Genomic DNA, 22,724 nt, shown 5'->3' with positions numbered 1-22,724 from the left:
CGCTAACGCGCCAGCAGTGCCTCGATCTCTTCGCGCATCGGCATGGAATTGGCCGCGCCGGGCCGTGTGACGGACAGGCCTGCCGCCGCCGATCCGAACCGCACGGCATCGACCGGATCATCGCCGCGCGCCAGAGCCGTTGCGAAGGCGCCGTTGAAGGCGTCGCCGGCCCCCGTCGTCTCGTGGACAGGTCCGGCATCGAAGGCCGGAACATGCACCGAGCGTTCGCCGTCGTGATAGAGCGCGCCGCGTGCGCCGAGCGTGATGATGGCTGCGCCCGCGCCGGCCGCCATCAGGCCGTCGGCGGCGCGGCGGGCGTCGTCGAGCGACGTTACGGCGATCCCGGTCAGGCCTTCCGCCTCGGTCTCGTTCGGCGTTACGTAGTCGCAATAGCCCAGCATGCCATCCGGCAGGCTGGCGGCCGGGGCCGGATTGAGGATCGTCGTGGTGCTACCCTCGCGCGCCACGCGCAGGGCGTGGAAGGCCGCGTCCATGGGCTGTTCGAGCTGGGTCATGAACACGCGCGCCGAGGTAATCTCCTGTGACCAAGTGTCGATATCGGCCGGCGAGATCGTTTGCGCGACGCCGGGACAGATGATGATCGCATTGTCGCCGGTGGCTTCCTCGACGAAGATATAGGCCGCGCCGGTGTAGGCGTCGTCATGCTGCGTGATGACCGGCGTTACGCCTGCATCCGCCCAGGTCTTCAGCGCCATTTCGGCGAAAGTGTCGCGGCCGAGCCTGGTCAGGAAGCGCGCATCGCCCCCGGCGCGCGCGGTAGCCACGGCCTGGTTCGATCCCTTGCCGCCGGGGCCGAGCGCGAAACTGTTGCCGAGCAGCGTTTCGCCCATATTCGGCGGACGGTCGGCGCGAAAACAGGCATCGGCGACGAAGACGCCGAGAATAACAATCGAAGCGGTCAACTCATTCCTCGCTCAAGCGTCGCATCCGCGACCGGGTGTGTGGAGCATCGCTTCCCGGACTAACGAGGTCAATCGGCGCAGACAAGCCGCATGATCGTTTCCATGTTGAACCGCAGGCGTTCGTCGAGAGCTTCCGGGCTCATCAGGTCGCGTTCGTAGATGATCGTGCCGGTGAAGCGGTTGGTGAGATAGTAGTAGCCGATCGCCGCGATGGTGATGTTGAGCTGGACGGCGTCGATGCCGGAGCGGAACACGCCCTCCTTTTCGCCGCGTTCGAGCAGCCGGGCGACCATGTCGACGAAACGCTGGCTCAACTGGTGGACCAGTTCGGATTTCTTGAGGTGCTTCGCCTTGTGGAGGTTTTCGCTGTTGACCAGCGTGATGAATTCCGGGTTCTTCAGATAGTAGTCCCAGGTGAACCTGACGAGCGTTTCGAGCGCCGCCTTCGGATCCATGTGATCGAGGTCGAGCTTCTGCTCGGCGGTGCGGATGTCGCTGTAGGCGTCTTCGAGGACCCGCTGGAACAACTCCTCCTTGGAGTTGAAATAGTGATAGATCATGCGCTTGTTGGCTTTGGCGCGTTCGGCGATCACATCGACGCGCGCGCCACCGAGGCCGCTCTTGGCGAACTCCTTCTTGGCGGCGGAGAGAATCCGCTTCTGTGTCGCGTCGGCATCGCGCGCTTTCGGCTTTGCTTTCGGGGCGCTGGTCATTGGGTCTCCTCGGGCCGTATGGGCAAAATACCCCGGTTTTTCTCGATTTGGGAAGTTTCGCGGCTTTGTCCCCGTCTGTTTTTCCCGATTTTCGGCCCCACCTCCCGGAGGCCTTCGGCTCTCGATAACATTACTAACCAGATGGTTACATAGCAATTTGTCGCGTGCTTCACGAGCCTTGCCGTGCGCGGTTCGGGACAGGATACAAAATCTTCTGGACATAAGTAACTAGATAGTGCATTAACGAACAGCCCCGGATGACGCGGAAATTGTTTTTCCGGGAGCGGAGATCAAGCCGGACCAAGGCGTCCCGGCGGTCAACTCAAGGGAGTGAGGCATGTCATTCATCAAGAAATTCATCGAGCGCGAAACGCTCAATCGGCGTAATTTCCTGCTGGCTTCCGCCTATGGAATGGGCGGCGTGGCGGCACTTGGTGCGTTCGGTCCGGGCGTGGCGCGGGCGGCCTACAGCGATCCGACGATCGCGTGGAGCTACCGTAACCGCACGAACCCGTACTGGAACGAGATCGTTTCGGGCGGCGAGGCCTTCGTGGAAAGCCTCGGCAAGTCGAAGGACGCGCTTACGCACCTGATCAATGAAGGGTCGTCGGAGAAGTCTCTGGCCGACGTCAAGGCGCTTCTCGCCAAGACGAACGGCGAACTGGCGCTTGCCATCGACACGAACGATGCGCCGAACTGCCGTCCGATCGTCGAGGCGGTCGCGGGAGCCGGCGGCTATGTCTCCACGATCTGGAACAAGACCGACGACCTGCATCCCTGGGATTTCGGCGACAACTACGTCAGCCACATGACCTGGTCGGACGAGGGGCCTGCCGAGCAGACCGCGCGCATCCTGCTGGACGCGATCGGCGGCAAGGGCGGTATCGTCCATCTCGGCGGCATCGCGTCGAACAACCCGGCCATCGAGCGCCTGAACGGGCTGAAGAACGCGCTGAAGGATTATCCGGATGTCGAGCTTCTGGACGCGCAGCCGGCCGACTGGGACACGCAGAAAGCCAACCAGATCATGTCGTCCTTCCTCACGCGCTACGGCGACGAGATCAAGGGCGTGCATTGCGCCAACGACACGATCGGCTACGGCGTTCTCGAAGCGCTGCGCGCCGAGGGCATGTCGATCCCGATCGTCACCTATGACGGCAACCCGCAGGCGGTCGAACTGGTCGCCAAGGGCGAGATCCTCGCAACCGTCTTCACCAACCCGCATTGGGGTGGCGGCATCACGGCCTCGCTCGCCTATCACGCGGCGACCGGCGCCTTCAAACCGTCGGAAGAGCCCCATGAGCATCGCGAGTTCTACGGCCCGACCATCCTGATCACGCCAGACGACGCGGTGGAGTTCAAGAAGAACTACATCGAGAGCGTGCCGACCTACGACTGGACCGACTTCTGGGGTCCGGCTGGCGGCCAGATCATGTACAAATGATCTCCCGGGCGGCCGCCGCGACAGGTGGCCGCTTCGCCCGGGATCCGCAAGCCGGCATCTCGGGCCGATTGTTTCTTGCTACGCCCTGGAGGAAAGCGTGCGCAGCTACCTGACCCGGGACGCCCTCGTAAAATGGGCTCCCGTCATCGTCCTGATCGTCCTGGTCCTTTTCTTCGCCCTGATGGAGCCCCGCTTCTTTTCGGTGCGCAATTTTGCGCGCATCGGCATCAGCTCGGCGCCGGCCCTGATGATCGCGCTTGGCGTGACCTTCATCATCATCATGGGATCGATCGACCTCTCCATGGAGGGAACGGTCTCGGTCTGCGCGGTGGCATTCGCATTCGCCTTCATCGCCATGGGCGGGACCCTGGCGAGTTACGCCTGGCTGGCGCTGCCGCTGGCGCTCGTCGTTGGAGCCGCGGTCGGGCTGATCAACGGGCTGGTGCATGTGAAGCTGCGAATACCTTCCTTCATGGCGAGCCTCGCCATGGGGTTCGTCGGCACCGGCTTCGCGCTGTTGCTGACTGGCGGCGACCGCATCCGCGTCGAGGACGAGCTGTTCCGCTCTCTCCTGACGGTCCGGTTCCTGAATTTCCCGATCATGGTCTATGTCGCGCTCGGCTTCCTGCTGATCGCCTGGTTCATCCAGAGCCGCACGACGCTGGGGCGCAATTTCTACGCCGTCGGCGGCGGTGAGGAACTCGCCCACTCATCCGGCCTCAACGTGAATCGCGTCCGGCTTATGGGTTTCACGCTCGCCGGCATGTTCTATGCCGTCGGCGCGCTGCTGGCCGTCGGTCGGATCGGTATCGCCGAGACCGCGACGGGCAACAATTTCATGTTCGTTTCCATCACCTCGGTGGTCGTTGGCGGCACGGCGCTGTGGGGCGGCATCGGCGGGGTCTGGAACACGCTGGTCGGCGTGCTGATCGTCAACGTGATCAATAACGGCATGGTCGTCATCGGCCTGCCCGGATACGTGCAGGACGGCGTGCTCGGCATCCTCGTCATCATTGCGGTGGTGCTGTCCACCGACCGCAAGTCCGTGACCTTCGTGAAGTAGGGGCCGGACAATGTACGAACTGCGAAAGGTCGAAAAGAAATTCCCGGGCGTTCACGCGCTCAAGACCGTGGATTTCAAAATCGGAAGAGGCGAGATCGTCGGTCTCGTCGGCGAAAACGGCGCCGGCAAATCGACGCTGATGAAGGTCATCTTCGGCGCCTATCAGCCCGATGACGGCGCCATCACGATCGACGGCAAGACGGTGCGGTTCCAGAACCCTCGCCAGGCCATGGAACACGGCATCGGCATGGTGTTCCAGGAACAGTCGCTGATCACCAACCTGACGGTGATGGAGAACATCTTCCTCGGTTACGAACAGCAATTCGTGAAGATGGGCGTCATCAACTGGAAGGCGATGGCCAGCGCGGCGCGCATGCAGTTGCAGAAGGTCAAGCTCGACATCGATCCGGCGACCGTGACCTCGAAATTGTCCTTCGCGCAGCGCCAGCTGGTCGAACTCGCCAAGGTGCTGACGCTCGAGGAACGCATCGACGGCGACCTGGTCATCCTGCTCGACGAACCGACATCGGTGCTGTCGAAGGAGGAGGTGGAACTTCTCTTCAAGCTGGTGCGGGAACTTCGCTCTCGCGCGTCCTTCATCTTCGTTTCGCATCGCCTCGACGAGGTGATCGATCTGAGCGACCGGATCTATGTGATGAAGGATGGCGCGGTGGTCGATGTGGTGGAAACAGACAATGCGGATGTCGATGCGATCCAGCACAAGATGGTCGGCCGCGAGGTCAACAAGGAATATTACCGCGAGCAGCGCCAGAAGCCGTATCAAGCCGACAAGACGCTGGTGAAGGCGGACGGGCTCGGAGTGCCGCCGCGCTATTCCGGCCTTTCCTTCGAGCTACATCCGGGCGAGGTGCTTTGCCTCGTCGGCACGGAAGGATCGGGCCGAGAGGCGATCCTGCGCACGATCTTCGGCCTCGAAACGCCGACGGCGGGAACGCTGGCGATCAAGGGCGAGCAGATCAGGCGCTTCAGCGCGCAGGCGGGTGTCGCGCATGGCGTCGGCTATGTGCCGCGCGAACGCAAGATCGAGGGCATCGTCGGCGGCCTGAACGTCTACGAGAACATGACGCTCTCGCAGATGGGCAATTATTCGCGCTCCGGCGTGTTGCGGATCGGTGAGGAAAAGAAGCTGGCGCGCGACTGGATCTCCAAGCTGGCGATCAAGACGCCATCCGAGCACAAGGATTGCGGCGGTCTGTCGGGCGGTAACCAGCAGAAGGTCGTGCTGGCGAAATGGCGCTCCGGCGGATCCGACATCATGCTTCTCGACCATCCGACGCGCGGTCTCGACATCGGCGCCAAGGAGGATGTCTACGAGATGATCCGCGACATGTCCGAGGCTGGCGTCGGGATCGTGCTCGTCGCCGACACGCTCGAGGAAGCGATCGGCCTGTCGCACACAATCATCGTCCTGAAGGACGGCGAGGTCCAGAAACGCTTCGATTGCACTCCCGGGTCGAAGCCGTCGCTCTACGACCTCGTTCACTACATGATCTGAGGGATGTCATGAGCTTCGAACGCATCAAAACTCATCTGCCCTGGATCACGCTTGTACTGCTGGTCGCCATTGTCGGGATGGCGGATGCGAACTTCCTGCGGCCGCACAATTTGATCAACATGGCCGCCGACATCGTGCCGCTGTTCATCATGGCGCTCGGCATGACCTTCGCGATCTATATCGGCGGCATCGATCTTTCGGCGCAGTCGGTGGCCAATATGACGACGGTCATCGCGACCGTTGCGCTGCCGGTGTTCGGTGTCGGGGCGGCGCTGATATGCGTCGTCGCCGGGCTGGGGCTGGGCGCGCTTTCGGGCTTCGTGACGACCCGTCTGCTGGTTCCCTCCTTCGTCTCGACGTTGGCCGTGGGCGGCATCGCCTATTCGGCGGGCCAGTATCTTTCCGGCCAGCGTGCGCTCTACATGAACGCGGAAATGCGCGACGCGTCCTTCGGCTGGATGGTCGGCAACTCCTTCGGCATTCCCCACGAGATTTTCGTCGGCGGCGTGCTCGTGCTCGCGGCGGTGTTCCTGCAGAACCGGACGACCTTCGGGCGCGCGCTCAAGGCGGTCGGCGCCGGAGAGCCTGCGGCGGTGGCGTCCGGTATCAATGTCGCGCGGGTCAAGATCATGGCGTTCGCACTGTCCGGCATGCTCGCCGCGATCGCCGGGCTGCTGTTCTCGGTGAAACTGTCGGGCGGATCGCCGACGATCGCCAATGGCTTCCTTCTGCCGGCCATCGTGGCGGTGCTTGTCGGCGGAACGCCGCTCACCGGCGGCGTCGGCGGTGTGGTCAACACGCTGATCGGCACGCTGATCGTCGCGGTCATCCGCTCCAGCATGCTGTATTTCGAGATCGACGCCACGCAGCAGCAGATGGTGTTCGGCCTCGTGCTGATCGCCGCGATCGCGCTGACCATCGACCGCAGCAAGATGCGGATCGTCAAATAGGGAGGCTGCGATGGATACGATGAAAGCCGCTGTCCTCGCCGAGCCCGGACGATTCGAGGTGAAGGATGTGCCCCTGCCGCAAGTCGGCCCGGGCGATGCGCTGATCAAGGTCGAGCGCTGCGGGATCTGCGGAACCGACATCCATATCTTCAACGGTCACTATGCCGCCGACAAGCTGCCGCTGGTGCCCGGCCACGAGTTTGCCGGAACGGTCGCCACGGTCGGCAGCGACGTCAGCCATCTCTCGGTCGGCGCGAAGGTGATCGCGGATATCAATATCGGTTGCGGTCATTGCTATTACTGCCGGCGCAACGAGATCCTCAACTGCGCCGAGATGCAGCAGGTCGGCATCACCCGGGACGGGGCTTTCGCGGAGTATGTGTCGGTGCCCGCGCGGCTGGTCATCCCGGCGCCGGAAAGCGCCGGATTCGAATTGCTCGCCCTCGTTGAGCCGGTGGCCTGCGTCGTTCGCGCGGCGCGCAAGGCGGGCGTTTCTTTCGGGCAATCGGTCGTCATTCTCGGCGCGGGGCCGATCGGCAATCTGCATATCCAGATGATGCGGCTGGTCGGCGCGGCCCCTATCATCGTCGTCGAACTGTCGGAAGAGCGCGCCGCCATGGCGCGGGCGGCGGGTGCTGACGTTGTGATCACCGATCCGGCGGCGGTCGGGGCGACGGTGCGCGAGTGGACCGGCGGGCGCGGCGCGGATGTCGTCATCGAAAGTGTCGGCCTGCCGGCGCTCTACAAGCAGGCCTTCGAACTGATCCGGCCGGGTGGGCATGTCGCGGCGTTCGGCCTGACTGGGCCCGACGATACTGTCGCGGTCAATATCCTCGACACGATCCTTCGCGAGAACTCGATCAAGGGCTCCGTCGCGGGCATGGGCGAGGACATGCACGATGCGCTGACGTTGCTCTCGCATGGTCGTTTCAAGGTCGATGCCTTCACCAGCGCCGCCTATCCGTTGGCGTCGATCCAGGATGCCTTCGACAGCCTTGCGGCGCGGCCGGGAGACCTGAAGACACAGATTGTCATTTAGGCGCGATAGCGGGCGGGCCCGTTTCGCTTCATCGTGTGGTGCGCAACGGGATTGCGGCAGGTTGGGAATTCTGCCATAAAGTAAATAAACAGTTACTTAAAGTGGAGGGGTGCAATGGGGAAAATTCTGATCATATACGATACCGATAGCGACCGTCGTTTCACCGAAACGATGGTGCCTTTCGTTCGTGAAGGCGCGGAATCGGTGGGCGGAATGGAGTTGCGCGTTCGCTTCGTCGATGACGCGAAGGTCGAGGACGTGTTCTGGGCCGACGGTATCGCGATCGGCTGCCCGACCCATCTCGGCGGCGTCTCCTGGCGCATGAAGAAATGGTGGGACGACCGGACGCCGGATATCTGGTTCAAGACGGACGGCAAGTTCGCCGTGCCCTTCACATCGGCGGGCAGTCTCGGCGGTGGCGGCGAGTTGGCCTGCCAGGCGCTTTCCACCATGATGCTGAACATGGGGTATTTCGTGTTCGGGATCACGGATTACGTGGCGAAGAAGGAGAGCCTGCATTACGGCGCCGTCGTCGCCGGTGAGCCGCGTGAAGACCACGCCATCGAATCGTGCCGCAGAGCGGGAAGGCGGCTGGCGGAATGGGTCGGCTACTACATGGACGGCCGCAAGGAATGCCATCCGCTCAATGCGCAGTACAACCGGTTCTGGGAACTGGCGTCGTAGGAGGCGATCATGACACATGCCAGACTTCTGGTCGAACTCGACGTCAAGCCGGATGAAGCGGATTCCTTTGCGGCAATGTTCGAGCGTGAGTTCATCTCACGCTCGCGGGCCGAAGAAGGGTGCCTTCGTTACGAACTCTGGCGCGAAACCGAAAACAATAGCCGCATGACCATCATCGAAATCTGGAACTCGCAATCGGATCTCGATCGCCATCTGGCGCAGCCCTGGTTTGCGGAATGGGCGCCGAAAATGGAAGCCGCGCAGGCCACGCCGTTGAAGGTGCGGGTCATGAGCGCTGTCGGAGAATAAGGCGCCCGGCGGCGATCCGGACTGGCGCCCGCAGCATGCGAACCATACAGTTAATTAGATGCCGGTCAGGTATGCAGGAGTAGACACATGGACAAGAACGCACCCGCCCTTTCGCTTCCCGCCGAGCCGCGGGAATTCGGTTTCCTTGTCGGGGGCCAGTGGATCGCCGCGGGCGACCGCGAGGTCTTCGAACGGTCAAGCCCCGCCCATGACGTGCCGGTGAGCAAGGTCGTCAAATGCACCCCGGCCGATCTCGACATGGCGGTCGCGGCGGCGCGCGAGGCGTTCGAGGACGGGCGGTGGTCGCGCATTCCGGCGGTCGAGCGGGCCAATGTGCTGTTGCGGGTGGCGCAGATCATCCGCCGGCGCGCCGACGAGATCGCCTATTGGGAAACGCTGGAGAACGGCAAGCCGATCGCCCAGGCGCGCTCGGAAGTCGATGGCACGGCGGGCATGTTCGAATATGCGGCGGGCGCAGCCCGGGCGCTGCATGGCGATGCGTTCAACAATCTCGGCGACGGCATGTTCGGCCTCGTCACGCGCGAGCCGATCGGCGTTGTCGGGCTGATCACGCCCTGGAACTTCCCGTTCCTGATCCTGTGCGAGCGGGTGCCCTATATCCTTGCTGCCGGCTGCACCATCGTCGCCAAGCCCTCCGAGGTGACGTCGGCGACGACGCTGCTGCTCGGCGAGGTGCTGCAGGAAGCCGGCGTTCCGGACGGCGTCTTCAATGTCGTCACCGGCTCGGGCTCGACCATCGGCCAGGCGATGACCGAGCATCTCGATATCGACATGGTGTCGTTCACCGGTTCGACGGCGGTCGGACGAAGCTGCGTGCAGGCGGCGGCCGGCAACTTCAAGAAGCTCGGCCTCGAACTGGGCGGCAAGAACCCGCAGATCGTTTTCGCCGACGCCGATCTGGAAGATGCGGCCGACGGCGTCGCCTTCGGGATCGGTTTCAACACCGGCCAATGCTGCGTGTCCGGCAGCCGGCTGATCGTCGAGCGGTCCGTGGCGCAGGAGTTCGAGCAACTCGTCGCCTCGAAATTCGAGAAGATCAAGGTCGGCGATCCGCTCGATCCGGCAACGCAGGTCGGTGCGATCACCACGCCGGCGCAAAACAAGACCATCATGGATTACATCACCAAGGGACGCGAGCAGGGGGCCCGGGTCGTCTGCGGCGGCGAGCAGCTCGATTTCGGGCGCGGCCAGTATATCGCGCCGACCGTCTTCGGCGATGTGACCGGCGACATGGCGATCGCGCGCGACGAGATCTTCGGACCGGTCCTTTCGGTCATGCCGTTCGACACCGAGGAAGAGGCCATCGCCATCGCCAACGACACGGTCTACGGCCTGGCGGCGAGCGTCTGGACGAAGAATATCGACAAGGCGCTCAACGTCACCCGCCGGGTGCGCGCGGGGCGTTTCTGGGTCAACACGACGCTGTCCGGCGGGCCGGAACTGCCTATTGGCGGATTCAAGCAGTCGGGCTGGGGGCGTGAGGCCGGCGTCTACGGCGTCGAGGAGTATACGCAGATCAAGTCGGTCCATATCGAGATCGGCAAGCGCGATCCCTGGGTGTCGTGATGGCGGCAGGCGGTTATGATTACGTAATCGTCGGCGGCGGCTCGGCGGGCTGCGTGCTCGCCGCCCGCCTGAGCGAGAACGAGGCTGTTCGCGTCCTGATGCTGGAGGCCGGCGGCAAGGATTCCAATCCCTTTATCCACATGCCCGTCGGCTTCGCGAAGATGACGTCCGGGCCGTTGACATGGGGCCTGACCACGGCGCCGCAGAAACACGCCAACAACCGCGAAATCCCCTATGCGCAGGCGAAGGTGATTGGCGGGGGAAGCTCGATCAACGCCGAGATCTTCACCCGCGGCAATCCGGCGGATTACGACCGCTGGGCGAACGAGGAAGGCTGCAAGGGCTGGTCGTTCGAAGAGGTGCAGCCCTATTTCCTGCGCTCCGAAGGCAACACGATCCTGTCGGGCGACTGGCACGGCACGGACGGGCCGCTCGGGGTGTCCAACCTGCCCGATCCGCAGAAGACGGCGCGCGCTTTCGTGCAGGCCTGCCAGGAATACGGCATGCCCTACAATGCGGACTTCAACGGCAAGGTCCAGGAAGGCGCGGGTATCTACCAGACGACGATCCGCAATGCGCGGCGTTGCTCCGCGGCCGTTGGCTATTTGCGCCCGGTCCTTCATCGCAAGAACCTGACCGTCGAGACGGGTTGTCTCGTCACGCGAATTCTCTTCGAGGGCAATCGCGCTATCGGGGTGGAATATGCCCAGAACGGCCAGATCCGCACGGCGCGCGCCGACAGCGAGATCCTGGTGACGTCCGGCGCCATCGGAACGCCGAAGATCATGATGCTGTCAGGCATCGGGCCGGCCGACGACCTGCGCGCGCTCGGGATCGATGTCGTCCACGACCTGCCCGGCGTGGGCGAGAACCTGACCGACCATTTCGGCATCGACATCGTTGCGGAACTGAACGGGCCGCACAGCCTCGACAAATACAACAAGCTTCACTGGATGGCCTGGGCGGGGCTGCAATATGCGCTGTTCCGTACGGGGCCGGTGACATCGAACGTCGTCGAGGGCGGGGCGTTCTGGTATGCCGACAGCGATGCGCCCATGCCGGATCTGCAGTTCCATTTCCTGGCGGGGGCAGGGGCGGAAGAGGGCGTTGAAAGCGTTGCTTCCGGCTCGGGCATCACGCTCAATTCCTACACGCTCAGGCCGAAGAGCCGGGGCACGGTCAAGCTGCGATCGTCCGATCCGGCGGCCAATCCGATCGTCGATCCGAATTTCCTCGCCGAGCCTGACGATCTGAAGACATCGGCCGAAGGGGTCCGCATCAGCCGCGAGATCTTCCGGCAACCGTCGCTGCAGAAGTATATCAAGCGCATGCACCTGCCGGATGACGATGTGCAGAGCCAGGCGGATTTCGAGGCCTATGCCCGCCAATACGGGCGCACGTCCTATCATCCGACCTGCACCTGCAAGATGGGCGTGGACGAGATGGCCGTCGTCGATCCGGAACTGCGGGTGAGGGGGCTGGAAGGCATCCGCATCTGCGATTCCTCCGTCATGCCCAGCCTGATCGGTTCGAACACCAATGCGCCGACCATCATGATCGGCGAGAAGGCATCGGATCTGGTGCGCGGCAACCGGTAAGCCGCGATCTCACGAAAACGCCGGCCCGAAGGCCGGCGTCACGATATGACTCAATCCCAGTCCGGCGCCCATGGCACGAGGTCCTTGCCGACGATCCGGTAGTTCGTGGCGTTCAGCGCGTCGATGCGGTCCATGTCGATGCTGGACAGGGTGAAGTCCATGATGTCGAAATTGGCGCGGATGTTTTCCGGCTTGGTCGACATCGTGTTGGCGGAAACGCCCTTCTGCAGGATCCAGCGCAGCACGACCTGTCCGGCCGTCTTGCCATAGCCGCGGCCGATCTCCTCGAATTGCGGGTACTTGAAGACCTCGCCACGCGCGACGGAAGAATAGGATGCGAGCGGAATGCCTGTCTCGCTTGCCGCGCGCAGCAGGATGCTCTGGTCGAGCAGGGGGTGGAACTCGACCTGGTTGGTGACCAGCGGCGCATCGACGATGGATTTCGCATCGCGCATCATCTGCGCGGTGTAGTTCGAGATACCGATATTGCGCGTCAGGCCGCGTTCGAGCGCCTGCTGGAGCAAGCGGAGCGACGGGGCGATATCGCCGCCGACCGGGGGCCAGTGGACGAGCAACGCATCGACATAGTCCATGCGCAGGGATTTCAGGCTCTGTTCGACCGACTTCATGAAGTCCGCTTCGCCGAAATTATCCGGGTGAACCTTGGTCGTGACGCAGAGTTCGTCGCGCGCGATTCCGGTCGCTGCGAGGGCTTCGCCGGTTTCGGCTTCATTGCCGTACATTTGCGCGGTGTCGAATGCGCGGTAACCGGTTTCGGCCGCCGCGGCGATCGCGTTCATCAGCACCTCGCCTTCCAGCGGATAGGTTCCGAAGGAGCGTTGGTGGGTCTTCTGGAAATAGATATTCATGGATGTCCTCCCTTCATGTCGGCGGCCTTTCGGCATCCAACCGTAAATAACCATTCAGTTACTTATAGCGATATTGATTCCGCCTTGGCAAGCGTTTCGGCGTTGTCCATTGTGCCGCGCCAAGCCATGGCGGGAGGAGATGGCAGCATTGTGAATTCCAGATTGCGCTGTTGACCACGAAGCGCGACGGTGGCACATATATAACTAATTAGTTACTTAACGAGCCGGAGTTGAAACGGTGACGGGATCAAAAATCAGGACGGCCTCGGAGGCCGCTGCGGTAATCGCCGACGGCGCGATTGTCGCGGTCAATTCGTCGAGCGGGCTGTGCTGTCCCGATCTGGTGCTCGAGGCCATCGGTGCTCGCTATGCCGAGGAAAGTCATCCGCGGGGCCTGACCACGATCCACCCCATCGCTGCGGGCGACATGTTCGGCACGAAAGGGATCGACCACCTCGCCCAGGACGGGCTGATCGACACGATCATCGGCGGGTCCTATCCGTCCGGGCCGTCTTCCAGCGAGCCCCCGAAAATCTGGCAGATGATCCTCGACGAGAGCGTCGCGGCCTACAACGTGCCGAGCGGTATCGTTTTCGACATCATGCGCGAGGCGGCCGGCATGCGGCCGGGCGTCATCACCAAGGTCGGGCTCGGTACCTTTGTCGATCCGGATCAGGACGGTTGCGCCATGAACGAGCGTGCGCGCGAGAAGGCGATCGTGCGCCGGATGGATTTCGAGGGCGAGGAATGGCTCTATTTCCCGTCGATCAAGCCCGACGTGGCGATCATCCGTGCCTCGACCGCCGACGAGCGGGGCAATCTGACATTCGAACACGAGGGCGCCTATCTCGGCGCGATGGAACTGGCGCTTGCGGCGCATAATTGCGGCGGCAAGGTGATCGCCCAGGTCAAGCGCATCGCGCAGTCCGGATCGCTGCGCCCGCACGACGTACGGGTGCCGGGAATTCTCGTCGACTATATCGTGGAGGCGCAGGACCAGCTCCAGACCACGGCGACGTCCTACGACCCGGCGATCTCCGGTGAGTTGTTCCGGCCGCTCGACACGTTCCGTACGCCGGAATTCGACGCCGCCAAGGTCATGGCGCGCCGTGTCGCGCTGGAGCTGCAGCCCGGCTGGGCGGTCAATATCGGCTTCGGTATCTCCGCAAACGTGCCGCGCATCTTCCTCGAGGAAGGCCATCATGGCGACGTCACCTGGGTGATCGAGCAGGGCGCGGTCGGCGGCATTCCGCTGCTGGACTTCAAGTTCGGCTGCTCTTCCAACGCCGAGGCCTTCGTCGCCTCGCCGCAGCAGTTCACTTACTTCCAGGCAGGCGGTTTCGATGCGTCGCTGCTTTCGTTCCTTCAGATCGACGCCGACGGGTCGGTGAACGTCTCCAAGCTCGCCTTCAGGCCGCATGTCACGGCGGGCGCCGGCGGATTCGTGGACATCACGACACGCGCCGCTAAAATTGTCTTCTCCGGCTACTTCAATGCCGGCGCGAAGCTCGCCGTCGAGGACGGCAAGTTGAAGATCGAGAAGGAAGGCAAGGTGGTCAAGCTGGTGGAGTCGGGCGAACTGGAGCAGGTCTCGTTCTCCGGCAAGCGCGCGCGTGAACGCGGGCAGGATGTCACCTATGTGACCGAGCGATGCGTCATGAAGCTTCTGCCGGAGGGCGTCACGGTCACGGAGATCGCGCCGGGCATGGATATCCAGACCGATATCCTCGACAAGGCGGGTTTCGCGCTGAAGGTTTCGCCGAATCTCAAGACGATGCCGGAATTCCTGTTCAATCCTGAGAAGATGGGCGCCAGGTTCCGTTGATGGAAACGACGTCCGATCAGGGTGATCCGCGTATCCGGCTGGAATTCGACGCGCCGGTGGCCGTGCTGACGGTTTCGCGCGCGGACAAGCTGAACGCGCTCGACGCCGCCATGGTCGAGGCGCTGGCCGATGCCTGCCGCCGGATCGAGCGCCGCGACGATATCCGCGCCGTGATCCTGACGGGTGCCGAGGGCAAGGCTTTTTCGGCGGGTGGCGACATCGAAGCCTGGAGTGGCGAACCGCCCGAGGATTTTGGGCGTTTCTGGGTTCGGGAAGGGCACGAGGCCTTCGATCGCCTGGCGCGGTTGCGCCAGCCGGTGATCGCGGTGCTGAACGGGCACGCGCTCGGCGGTGGGCTGGAGCTTGCGGCTTGCGCCGACCTCCGGATCGCCGAGGTGCATGTGAAGATCGGCCAGCCGGAGACAGGGCTTGGCATCATTCCCGGCTGGTCCGGCACGCAGCGCGCCGTTCGCCGCTTCGGCAGCCAACTCGTTCGGCGCATGGCGCTGTTCGGCGAGGTTTTCGCGGCGGAAGAGGCGCTGCGACTGGGGCTGGTCGATCAGGTCGCCAAAAAAGGCGAGGGGCTTTCCATGGCGCGCGCCATCGCCTCCACCGTGGCCAAGCGTGGGCCGCTCGCGACCGAGACGACGAAGATGCTCGTCAACATGGCCGAAGGCGAGGAAGTCGGGCGTGTTGGCGAAGCGCTTGCCGGCATGCTGGCGGCGAATTCGGCGGAATTGCGCGAGGGCATTTCCGCCTTTCGCGAAAAGCGTCCGGCCGATTTCGGGAAGAAGTCGAAGGACTGACCTTCAGTCCCGATAACGGTGCTCGCCGTGTTCGAGCCGTTGCAGTTCCGAGACAGGCGCGCCTTCGATGCGACGAAGGAGCAGCGTGCCGAGCTGTCGCCCGGCGGCGGTCAGATCCTCATAGATCGTGTCGATTTGCGGACGGATCTGCCCGAACAGCGGGGTCGTCTGCTTGGCGACCATTCCGATATCCTCGTTAACGCGCAATCCGCAGTCGGAAACCGCCGCGATTACGGCCATGGCCGAGGATTCACCGGCGCAGACGAAGCCATCGACGCCCTGTTCGCGAATGCAGGTCATGGCGGTGTCGCGCACCGCTTCGGGCGCGCTGTCGATCGAGACGTTCTCGGGCAGAACGTGACTGACACCGCTCTCGCGCACCGCGGTCATGAAGCCGTGCATCAGATGCTGCGAGAAGGTGAAGGGCTGCCGCGCATTCAGCAGCGCCAGCTTCTTGCAGCCCTGTCGGGCGAGCCGGGTCGCGGCATCGAGAGCGAACTCGAAATTGTCGAAGTCCACGAAGGGATGCGGCGTCGCCAGTTCCGTCCGGCCGTGGCAGATGAAGGGGTAATCCGCCTCGAGCAGCATTCTGACCCGGATGTCGAGCGGGGTGGTCCTGCAGAAGATGACCCCGTCGGCGAGCCTGTTGCGAATGATGTTGTCGACCGTGCCGAGCGGATCCGATTTCTCGAATTGCGGGGTGACCACCAGATGGAATGAGGTGTTTTCCAGCGATTCCATGATCCCCGCGATCATCATCGTGCCGAAGCTGAGCATCTCGTCATGCGGTTCGAGCAGGAAGCTGATGACATTGGTGCGGCCGGTGCGCAGGCGCTGGGCGGCCCTGTCCGGCACGTAGCCGATCGCCTTTGCGGCGCGCTGGACCCGATCGCGCGTGCCCTTCGCGATTTCCGGCGCGCCCTTGAGCGCCCGCGACACGGTCGTCACCGCAAGCCCCGTTTCGAGGGCGAGGGTTTTCAGGGTCGGCTTCGGTTCGCGTTTCACGGGCGGGACATCCGGTTTTCGGTTTCACATACCATATTTGTAACGTTTCAGATTTGCAACGAGTGGTTCAATTGCTCAGATTGTTTCGCGGTGCATCAATAATAAATTCTTTAAAAACAGTGGCTTGATATAATGTTGTGCAACGCACCATCTGGTTACAAAATTCTTGCCAATGAAAACGTTGCAATCTATAGTGCCAGCGCGCAATGCGCCATATGACAAGGGAGAATGAGATGAAGTTTTCACGCAAGCTGGCTGCGGCGACCTGCCTGGCGGCCATGACGATTTCGGCGACCGCCGCGCGCGCGGGCGATGTCGAAGTCTTGCATTGGTGGACGTCGGGCGGGGAGGCCGCGGCGTTGAACGTTTTGAAGAAAGACCTCGAAGGCCAGGGTATCGGCTGGCAGGACATGCCGGTTGCCGGCGGCGGCGGCACGCAGGCTATGACCGTGCTGCGCGCACGCGTCACGGCGGGCAACGCCCCGACGGCGGTGCAGATGCTCGGTTTCGACATCACCGACTGGGCCAAGCAGGGCGCTCTCGCCAATCTGAACGACGTGGCGGCCGAGGAAGGCTGGGACGGTGTCGTGCCGGAGGCGCTGCAGAAATTCTCCAAGTATGAGGGCCAGTGGGTCGCGGCGCCGGTCAACGTCCATTCGACCAACTGGGTCTGGGCCAACAAGGGCATCCTCGACGATCTCGGCATCGCACAGCCGACGACCTGGGACGAACTCGTCGCGGCCATGCAGAAGGTCAAGGATTCCGGCAAGGTCGCGGTCGCCCATGGCGGACAGGCCTGGCAGGACGCGACCATCTTCGACGCCGTCGTCATGGCGACCGGCGGTCCGGACTTCTACAAGAGTGCCTTCATCGATCTCGACACCGAGGCGCTCGGTTCCGACACGATGAAGGAAGCCTTCGACCGGATGACCGTCATCCGCTCCTTCGTCGACGACAACTTCTCCGGGCGTGACTGGAACCTCGCATCGGCGATGGTGATCAATGACGAGGCCGCTTTCCAGTTCATGGGCGACTGGGCGAAGGGCGAGTTCCTCAATGCCGGCAAGACGCCGGGCGAGGATTTCCTGTGCTTCCGTTTCCCGGGTACGCAGGAGCAGGTGACTTTCAACTCCGACCAGTTCGCGCTGTTCAAGCAGGGCGACAAGCCATCGGCTGAACAGGCCGCCCTGGCGAAGGCGATCATGTCGCCGTCCTTCCAGTCGGCCTTCAACGTGGTCAAGGGCTCGGTGCCCGCGCGCGTCGACGTGCCGGATACGGACTTCGACGCTTGCGGCAAGCAGGGCATGAAAGACCTCGCGGCCGCCTCGTCCTCGGGCAACCTTTTTGGCTCGATGGCGCATGGTCACGCCAATCCTGCATCGGTCAAGAATGCGATGTATGATGTGATCACGGCTCACTTCAATGGCGAGTACGATTCCGAGACGGCCGTCTCCGAACTCGTCTCCGCCGTCGAACTGGCGCAGTAACCGCAATACGGGGAAGGGCGTTTCCGCGCCCTTCTCCGCCGGGAGGATTTACATGTCGTCGAATGTTACGAGCCGGCGGGCCGACGACTGGCTGCGCGACGCCCTGCCGAAGATCGTGCTGAGCCCCAGCCTCGCCATCGTGCTTGTCTTCGTCTACGGCTTCATCCTTTTCACCTTCTACCTGTCGTTCACCGACAGCCGGATTTTGCCGAGCTACGGTCTCGTCGGCTGGGAGAATTACTGGAAGCTCTTTTCGCTGCGTGCCTGGGGCATCGCGATCGACAATGTGCTGATCTTCGGATCGCTCTACATCATCATCTGCTGCGCGCTCGGCCTGGCACTGGCGATCCTGCTGGACCAGAAGATCCGCGCCGAAGGCTTCATTCGCACCGTCTATCTCTACCCGATGGCGCTGTCCTTCATCGTTACCGGTACGGCGTGGAAGTGGTTCCTCGATCCGGGTATCGGCCTGCAGGCCGTGGTCCAGTCATGGGGCTGGGAGAGCTTCACTTTCGAGTGGATCAAGGATCGCGAAATGGCGATCTATACCATCGTCATCGCCGCTGTCTGGCAGACCTCCGGCTTCGTCATGGCGATGTTCCTTGCCGGCCTGCGCGGCATCGACAACGAGGTTCTGAAGGCGGCGCAGATCGACGGCGCGTCCAACTGGGCGCTTTACCGGCGCATCGTCATCCCGCAGTTGCGGCCGGCCTTCATGTCCGCCTTCGTGGTGCTCGCGCATATGGCGATCAAGTCCTACGATCTCGTCATCGCGCTGACCGGCGGCGGACCTGGTACGGCGACAGAGCTGCCCGCGACGTTCATGTATTCCTACACGTTCACGCGCAACCAGATGGGCATCGGCGCGGCCTCGGCGACGATCATGCTGATGTCGATTGCGGCGATCATGGTGCCCTATATCTGGTCCGAACTCAGGGAGAAGAAGTGATGGCGTCGAACGCTTCCTCCCAAGTCGTGCGGACGGGCGCGGGATCACGTTTCGTGATCTACACGCTGCTCGCGATCTTCTGCCTTTACTACCTGCTGCCGCTCTACGTGATGGTGGTCAATTCGCTGAAGCCGTTGTCCGAGATCCAGGCGGGCGGCATGATGTCCCTGCCGAGCGAGTGGACGATCGCGCCATGGGCCAGCGCCTGGTCGACGGCGCAGATCGGCGTGGCCGCGACCGGCCTGAAGCCCTACTTTCTCAATTCGATCCTGATGGTCGTTCCCGCCGTCGCCATCTCGACGGTGCTTGGCGCGCTGAACGGCTACGTCCTGACCAAGTGGCGCTTCAGGGGAGACACGATCGTCTTCGGCCTGCTGCTGTTCGGCTGCTTCATTCCGTTCCAGATGGTGCTGATCCCGATGGCGCGCATGCTCGGCCTGATGGGTCTCGCCGGCACGGTGCCCGGCCTCGTTTTCGTGCACCTCGTCTACGGCATCGGCTTCTCGACGCTCTATTTCCGCAACTACTACCAGCAGTTTCCGACCGAACTGGTACGCGCCGCGATGATCGACGGGGCGGGTTTCTTCACGATCTTCCGGCGCATCATGCTGCCGTCCTCCGGGCCGATCGCGGTCGTCTGCATCATCTGGCAGTTCACCAATATCTGGAACGACTTCCTGTTCGGCGCGTCGTTCTCGGATTTCGACAGCCAGCCGATGACGGTGGCGCTCAACAACCTCGTCCAGTCCTCGACCGGGGTGAAGGAATACAATGTCCATTTCGCCGGCGCGATCATGGCGGCGCTGCCGACGCTGCTCGTCTATGTCGTCGCCGGCCGCTACTTCGTGCGCGGCCTGATGGCCGGCTCGGTAAAAGGGTAAGACCATGGGATTTCTCGAGATCAGAAACGCAACGAAGTCCTACGGCGCGGTCAAGGTCCTGCATGAGACCGACATCGCGGTGGAGGAGGGCGAGTTCCTCGTTCTCGTCGGGCCGTCGGGCTGCGGCAAGTCCACGCTTCTCAACATGATCGCAGGCCTCGAGGAGGTGACCAGCGGCGATATCGCCATCAAGGGGCGCTCGATGAACGGGGTGCGCCCCGCCGACCGCAACATCGCGATGGTGTTCCAGTCCTACGCGCTCTACCCGAACATGAATGTCGGGCAGAACATGGCCTTCGGCCTGGAGATGCACGGGATCCCGAAAGCCGAACGCGACAAGGCGGTTTCGCAGGTCGCCGACCTGCTGCAGATCAGCCATCTGCTCGACCGCAAGCCCGGACAATTGTCCGGCGGCCAGCGCCAGCGCGTCGCCATGGGCCGGGCGCTGGTGCGCGATCCGGACGTCTTCCTGTTCGACGAACCGCTGTCCAATCTCGACGCCAAGCTGCGCGTCGACATGCGCACCGAGATCAAGAAGCTGCACCAGAAGCTCGGCACGACGATCGTCTATGTGACGCATGACCAGATCGAGGCGCTGACGCTGTCGACGCGCATCGCCGTGATGTTCGGGGGCCATGTGCAGCAACTCGGCACGCCGAAGGAAATCTACGACAATCCGGCCAATATCTTCGTTGCCGGCTTCATGGGCTCTCCGTCGATGAACCTGTTTCCGGCGAAGGTCACCACGGAGAATGGCGAGGCAGTGGCCAAGGTCGCGCTTGCCGACGGCACCTCGGCCACGCTGCCATTCGCGCAGGAGCGGTCCATGGCCGGGCATGAGGGTCGCGACATCATTCTGGGCATCCGCCCCGAGGCGATTACCGACGAGGACGGCGCGGACCGCAACAGCAAGGCGATCCACCGCATCGAGGCGCGGGTGGAAGTCACCGAGCCGGCGGGCTCCGACACCTTCGTCGTCAGCCATCTTGGCGGCAAGGAGGTGACCGGACGCTTTCGGGCCGACGTGGATGTGCGCGCCGGCGAGACCTTCCCCTTTGCCATCAACATGGAGAAGGCGGTCGCCTTCGATCCCGAGACCGAACAACGTATCGGCTGAACCGAAAAGGAATTCCAGACGTGATCAGACACTTCGTGATGCTGCGCTTTCGTGCCGATGTATCGGACGACACCAAGCTGGCTCTCTTCGACGCGCTCGACGGCCTTCGGGGCCATATTGAGGGCGTGCTCGACTTTCGTGCGGTGGCGAATGTCAGCGTCGAGACGGACCTGATCCGCGGCAACCACGATGCGTTCTGGTTCGACTTCACGGACACGGCGGCGCGCGATGCCTATCTCATCGACCCGGAACACCAGGCCGTTGGGGGGCGTCTCGTGGAGCACACTGTGGATGGGATCGAGGGCGTGACCGTCTTCGATATGGAATTGCCCGACTAATCCAGGCTGACCAGCAACTGGTTTTCACCGGCCTGCACGATCAGGCCGTCCTGGTTGCGGACCTCGAAATCGAGAAACAGGATACCGCGTCCGGAACCGGACGTGGTGCGTTTCCCTGCGAGCCTGATGGTTGCCGAGATCGTGTCGCCGATATGGACCGGCCCGGTAAAGCGCCATGTCCATCCCAGCGAAGCGATGGCCTGGAACGTGACCGTGGACTGGTTCTTGAGCCCATCGACGAGCGACTGGACGAGAAGTCCATGCGCGACGCGGCCAGAAAATCCGTGCTTTCGTGCGGCATCGTCGGTCATGTGGATTTCGAAGCGGTCGCCGGTCAGCTCGGCGAATGTGTCGATGTGTGCTGCCGTGACAGCACGCGAGGGCGTCTCGTACCAGTCGCCTTCGCGGAGCGTCCCGAATGCATGGACGCCGTCGGCAAGACGGCGCCCATGCGGGGAGGAGACGGTGTCGGTCATGCGGGTGTCGGCGCGTCCTCGCGCAGAAGTCCCTTGGACTTGAGGTCGGCCCAGAACTCGGACGGGATCGGATGGCTGAACCAGTCGAGGTTTTTCCTGAGCTGTTCCTCGTTGCGGGTGCCGGCGCAGAAGGCGGGCACGGCCGGATGGGCGACGACGAATTGCAGCGCGGCGGCGGGCAGCGGGACGTTGTGCTCGGCGCAGACGGCCTCGATCTTCCTCACCTTGTCCATGATGTCGGCGGGCGCCGGCGCGTAGTTGTATTTCGCGCCTTCCACCGCTCCCGTTGCGAGGATACCGGAGTTGAAGCCGCCGCCGACGACGACTGCCGCGTTGCGTTCCTCGCAAAGCGGCAGGAAGGAATCGAGGGATTCCTGCTCCAGCAGGGTGTAGCGGCCGGCGAGCAGGAAGCAGTCGAAGTCGCGCTGCTTCAGGGCTTCGTGGCAGACTTCCCATTCGTTGACGCCGACGCCGATTGCCTTGACGACGCCTTCGTCGCGGAGCTTCTCCAGCGCCTTCCAGGCACCGTCCATCGCCTGCTTGAAGACTTCAGGCTGATCGTCGCCACGGGTAAAGCGGTCGATGTCGTGGATGAAGCACATGTCCATCCGCTCAAGGCCCAGGCGCTGCAGCGAATCCTCGAAGGCGCGCATCGTGCCGTCATAGGAATAATCGAAGATCATTTCGAAGGCGCCGGCGTTGACCCAGGGCGCGAAATCGATCTCGGAGCGCTTCTTCGGCTTGAGGATGCGGCCGACCTTCGAGGCGAGAACGTAGTCGTCGCGGTTCTTCCAGCGCAGGGAGTGGCCGAGGCGATGTTCGGACAGGCCGTGGCCGTACATCGGGGCCGTATCGTAGAAGCGGACGCCGGCATCCCATGCCTGCTGGATCATCCCGTCGGCGGTCTTGTCGTCGATTTCACGAAAGATGTTGCCGATCGGCGCGGTGCCGAAGGCGAATGTCGTCACCTCAAGGTCGACCCTTCCGAATTTGCGCTTGTCCGACGGTTTCATGTAACTCCTCCAATAAGTAACTATTTGGTTATTTATAGACGCATCGAACGGGCCGCGCAAGCCGCTCTGCGCGATTGCGCGCGAGACTGCGCCGTCGCCGCTCCACGCTTGACCAGAGTGTCCGGCGCATGT

22 protein-coding genes are annotated in these 22,724 nt (G+C 63.0%); 16 read left to right on the top strand and 6 right to left on the bottom strand.

Annotated features, from left to right (window positions below; all coding sequences use genetic code 11):
* Nucleotides 1-2: 2 nt before the first annotated feature.
* Together rbsK and LC343_RS02700 are read right to left on the bottom strand one after the other, a co-directional pair.
* The gene (gene rbsK / locus LC343_RS02705) at nt 3-923 is read right to left on the bottom strand and encodes a ribokinase (protein ID WP_223475551.1); all 921 of its coding nucleotides are present in this window, start codon (nt 921-923) and stop codon (nt 3-5) included.
* Nucleotides 924-991: 68 nt separating this feature from the next.
* Nucleotides 992-1,636 carry a TetR/AcrR family transcriptional regulator gene (locus LC343_RS02700; RefSeq protein WP_223475550.1) on the bottom strand — a complete coding sequence of 215 codons (645 nt, stop codon included), beginning with the start codon at nt 1,634-1,636 and terminating at the stop codon, nt 992-994.
* A gap of 337 nt (nt 1,637-1,973) precedes the next feature.
* On the opposite strand from LC343_RS02700, the gene LC343_RS02695 reads away from it, so the two are divergent.
* The 9 genes from LC343_RS02695 to LC343_RS02655 all read left to right on the top strand — a co-directional run bounded on the left by LC343_RS02695 (nt 1,974) and on the right by LC343_RS02655 (nt 11,826).
* On the top strand, nt 1,974-3,080 hold the full coding sequence (locus LC343_RS02695) for a sugar ABC transporter substrate-binding protein (protein WP_223475549.1): 1,107 nt from the start codon (nt 1,974-1,976) through the stop codon (nt 3,078-3,080).
* A 97-nt stretch (nt 3,081-3,177) separates the two neighbouring features.
* Nucleotides 3,178-4,143 carry an ABC transporter permease gene (locus LC343_RS02690; RefSeq protein ID WP_223475548.1) on the top strand — a complete coding sequence of 322 codons (966 nt, stop codon included), beginning with the start codon at nt 3,178-3,180 and terminating at the stop codon, nt 4,141-4,143.
* A gap of 10 nt (nt 4,144-4,153) precedes the next feature.
* Complete coding sequence (locus tag LC343_RS02685; protein ID WP_223475547.1) at nt 4,154-5,659, top strand: sugar ABC transporter ATP-binding protein; 1,506 nt, start codon at nt 4,154-4,156, stop codon at nt 5,657-5,659.
* A gap of 8 nt (nt 5,660-5,667) precedes the next feature.
* Nucleotides 5,668-6,609 carry an ABC transporter permease gene (locus LC343_RS02680; protein WP_223475546.1) on the top strand — a complete coding sequence of 314 codons (942 nt, stop codon included), beginning with the start codon at nt 5,668-5,670 and terminating at the stop codon, nt 6,607-6,609.
* Between the two features lie 10 nt (nt 6,610-6,619).
* A complete protein-coding gene (locus LC343_RS02675; RefSeq protein WP_223475545.1) occupies nt 6,620-7,648 on the top strand; it encodes a zinc-dependent alcohol dehydrogenase in 1,029 nt (342 codons plus the stop codon).
* Nucleotides 7,649-7,762: 114 nt separating this feature from the next.
* A complete protein-coding gene (locus LC343_RS02670) occupies nt 7,763-8,332 on the top strand; it encodes a flavodoxin family protein (RefSeq protein WP_223475544.1) in 570 nt (189 codons plus the stop codon).
* 9 nt (nt 8,333-8,341) lie between these two features.
* Nucleotides 8,342-8,641 (top strand): putative quinol monooxygenase, encoded by a 300-nt coding sequence (locus LC343_RS02665; RefSeq protein ID WP_223475543.1) that lies wholly within the window; start codon nt 8,342-8,344, stop codon nt 8,639-8,641.
* Nucleotides 8,642-8,728: 87 nt separating this feature from the next.
* Complete coding sequence (locus LC343_RS02660) at nt 8,729-10,228, top strand: aldehyde dehydrogenase family protein (RefSeq protein ID WP_223475542.1); 1,500 nt, start codon at nt 8,729-8,731, stop codon at nt 10,226-10,228.
* On the top strand, nt 10,228-11,826 hold the full coding sequence (locus tag LC343_RS02655; RefSeq protein WP_223475541.1) for a GMC family oxidoreductase: 1,599 nt from the start codon (nt 10,228-10,230) through the stop codon (nt 11,824-11,826). Before LC343_RS02660 ends, LC343_RS02655 begins: the two co-directional genes overlap by 1 nt.
* Before the next feature lie 50 nt (nt 11,827-11,876).
* Here LC343_RS02655 and LC343_RS02650 read toward each other — a convergent pair whose 3' ends face one another.
* A complete protein-coding gene (locus LC343_RS02650) occupies nt 11,877-12,695 on the bottom strand; it encodes an aldo/keto reductase (RefSeq protein ID WP_223475540.1) in 819 nt (272 codons plus the stop codon).
* Between the two features lie 238 nt (nt 12,696-12,933).
* Between LC343_RS02650 and LC343_RS02645 the strand changes: the two genes are divergently transcribed.
* Together LC343_RS02645 and LC343_RS02640 are read left to right on the top strand one after the other, a co-directional pair.
* Complete coding sequence (locus tag LC343_RS02645; RefSeq protein WP_223475539.1) at nt 12,934-14,520, top strand: acyl CoA:acetate/3-ketoacid CoA transferase; 1,587 nt, start codon at nt 12,934-12,936, stop codon at nt 14,518-14,520.
* Entirely contained in the window at nt 14,520-15,326 is an 807-nt protein-coding gene (locus LC343_RS02640) for an enoyl-CoA hydratase/isomerase family protein (RefSeq protein ID WP_223475538.1), read from the top strand. Before LC343_RS02645 ends, LC343_RS02640 begins: the two co-directional genes overlap by 1 nt.
* 3 nt (nt 15,327-15,329) lie before the next feature.
* Here the strand turns inward: LC343_RS02640 and LC343_RS02635 are convergent, their stop codons facing one another.
* A complete protein-coding gene (locus LC343_RS02635) occupies nt 15,330-16,331 on the bottom strand; it encodes a LacI family transcriptional regulator (protein ID WP_223475537.1) in 1,002 nt (333 codons plus the stop codon).
* Between the two features lie 233 nt (nt 16,332-16,564).
* Here LC343_RS02635 and LC343_RS02630 point away from each other — a divergent pair, with 233 nt between their 5' ends.
* The 5 genes from LC343_RS02630 to LC343_RS02610 are packed head-to-tail and all read left to right on the top strand — an operon-like array spanning nt 16,565 to nt 21,103.
* A complete protein-coding gene (locus LC343_RS02630; RefSeq protein ID WP_428982491.1) occupies nt 16,565-17,818 on the top strand; it encodes an ABC transporter substrate-binding protein in 1,254 nt (417 codons plus the stop codon).
* Nucleotides 17,819-17,870: 52 nt separating this feature from the next.
* Nucleotides 17,871-18,767, top strand: coding sequence for a carbohydrate ABC transporter permease (locus LC343_RS02625; RefSeq protein ID WP_223475536.1), 897 nt, complete (start codon nt 17,871-17,873; stop codon nt 18,765-18,767).
* Complete coding sequence (locus LC343_RS02620) at nt 18,767-19,648, top strand: carbohydrate ABC transporter permease (RefSeq protein WP_223475535.1); 882 nt, start codon at nt 18,767-18,769, stop codon at nt 19,646-19,648. Before LC343_RS02625 ends, LC343_RS02620 begins: the two co-directional genes overlap by 1 nt.
* 4 nt (nt 19,649-19,652) lie before the next feature.
* Nucleotides 19,653-20,765 (top strand): ABC transporter ATP-binding protein, encoded by a 1,113-nt coding sequence (locus LC343_RS02615; protein WP_223475534.1) that lies wholly within the window; start codon nt 19,653-19,655, stop codon nt 20,763-20,765.
* Between the two features lie 20 nt (nt 20,766-20,785).
* Nucleotides 20,786-21,103 carry a Dabb family protein gene (locus tag LC343_RS02610; protein ID WP_223475533.1) on the top strand — a complete coding sequence of 106 codons (318 nt, stop codon included), beginning with the start codon at nt 20,786-20,788 and terminating at the stop codon, nt 21,101-21,103.
* Here LC343_RS02610 and LC343_RS02605 read toward each other — a convergent pair.
* Together LC343_RS02605 and LC343_RS02600 are read right to left on the bottom strand one after the other, a co-directional pair.
* The gene (locus tag LC343_RS02605) at nt 21,100-21,579 is read right to left on the bottom strand and encodes a MaoC family dehydratase (protein ID WP_223475532.1); all 480 of its coding nucleotides are present in this window, start codon (nt 21,577-21,579) and stop codon (nt 21,100-21,102) included. The genes LC343_RS02610 and LC343_RS02605 overlap by 4 nt on opposite strands.
* On the bottom strand, nt 21,576-22,592 hold the full coding sequence (locus LC343_RS02600; protein ID WP_223475531.1) for an aldo/keto reductase: 1,017 nt from the start codon (nt 22,590-22,592) through the stop codon (nt 21,576-21,578). Before LC343_RS02600 ends, LC343_RS02605 begins: the two co-directional genes overlap by 4 nt.
* Between the last annotated feature and the right edge of the window lie 132 nt (nt 22,593-22,724).

This window comes from Oricola indica (assembly GCF_019966595.1).
GTDB classification, from domain to species: Bacteria; Pseudomonadota; Alphaproteobacteria; order Rhizobiales; family Rhizobiaceae; genus Oricola; species Oricola indica.
The sequence above is the reverse complement of the archived record's forward strand: the minus strand, read 5'-3'. Positions and strand labels throughout refer to the sequence as shown.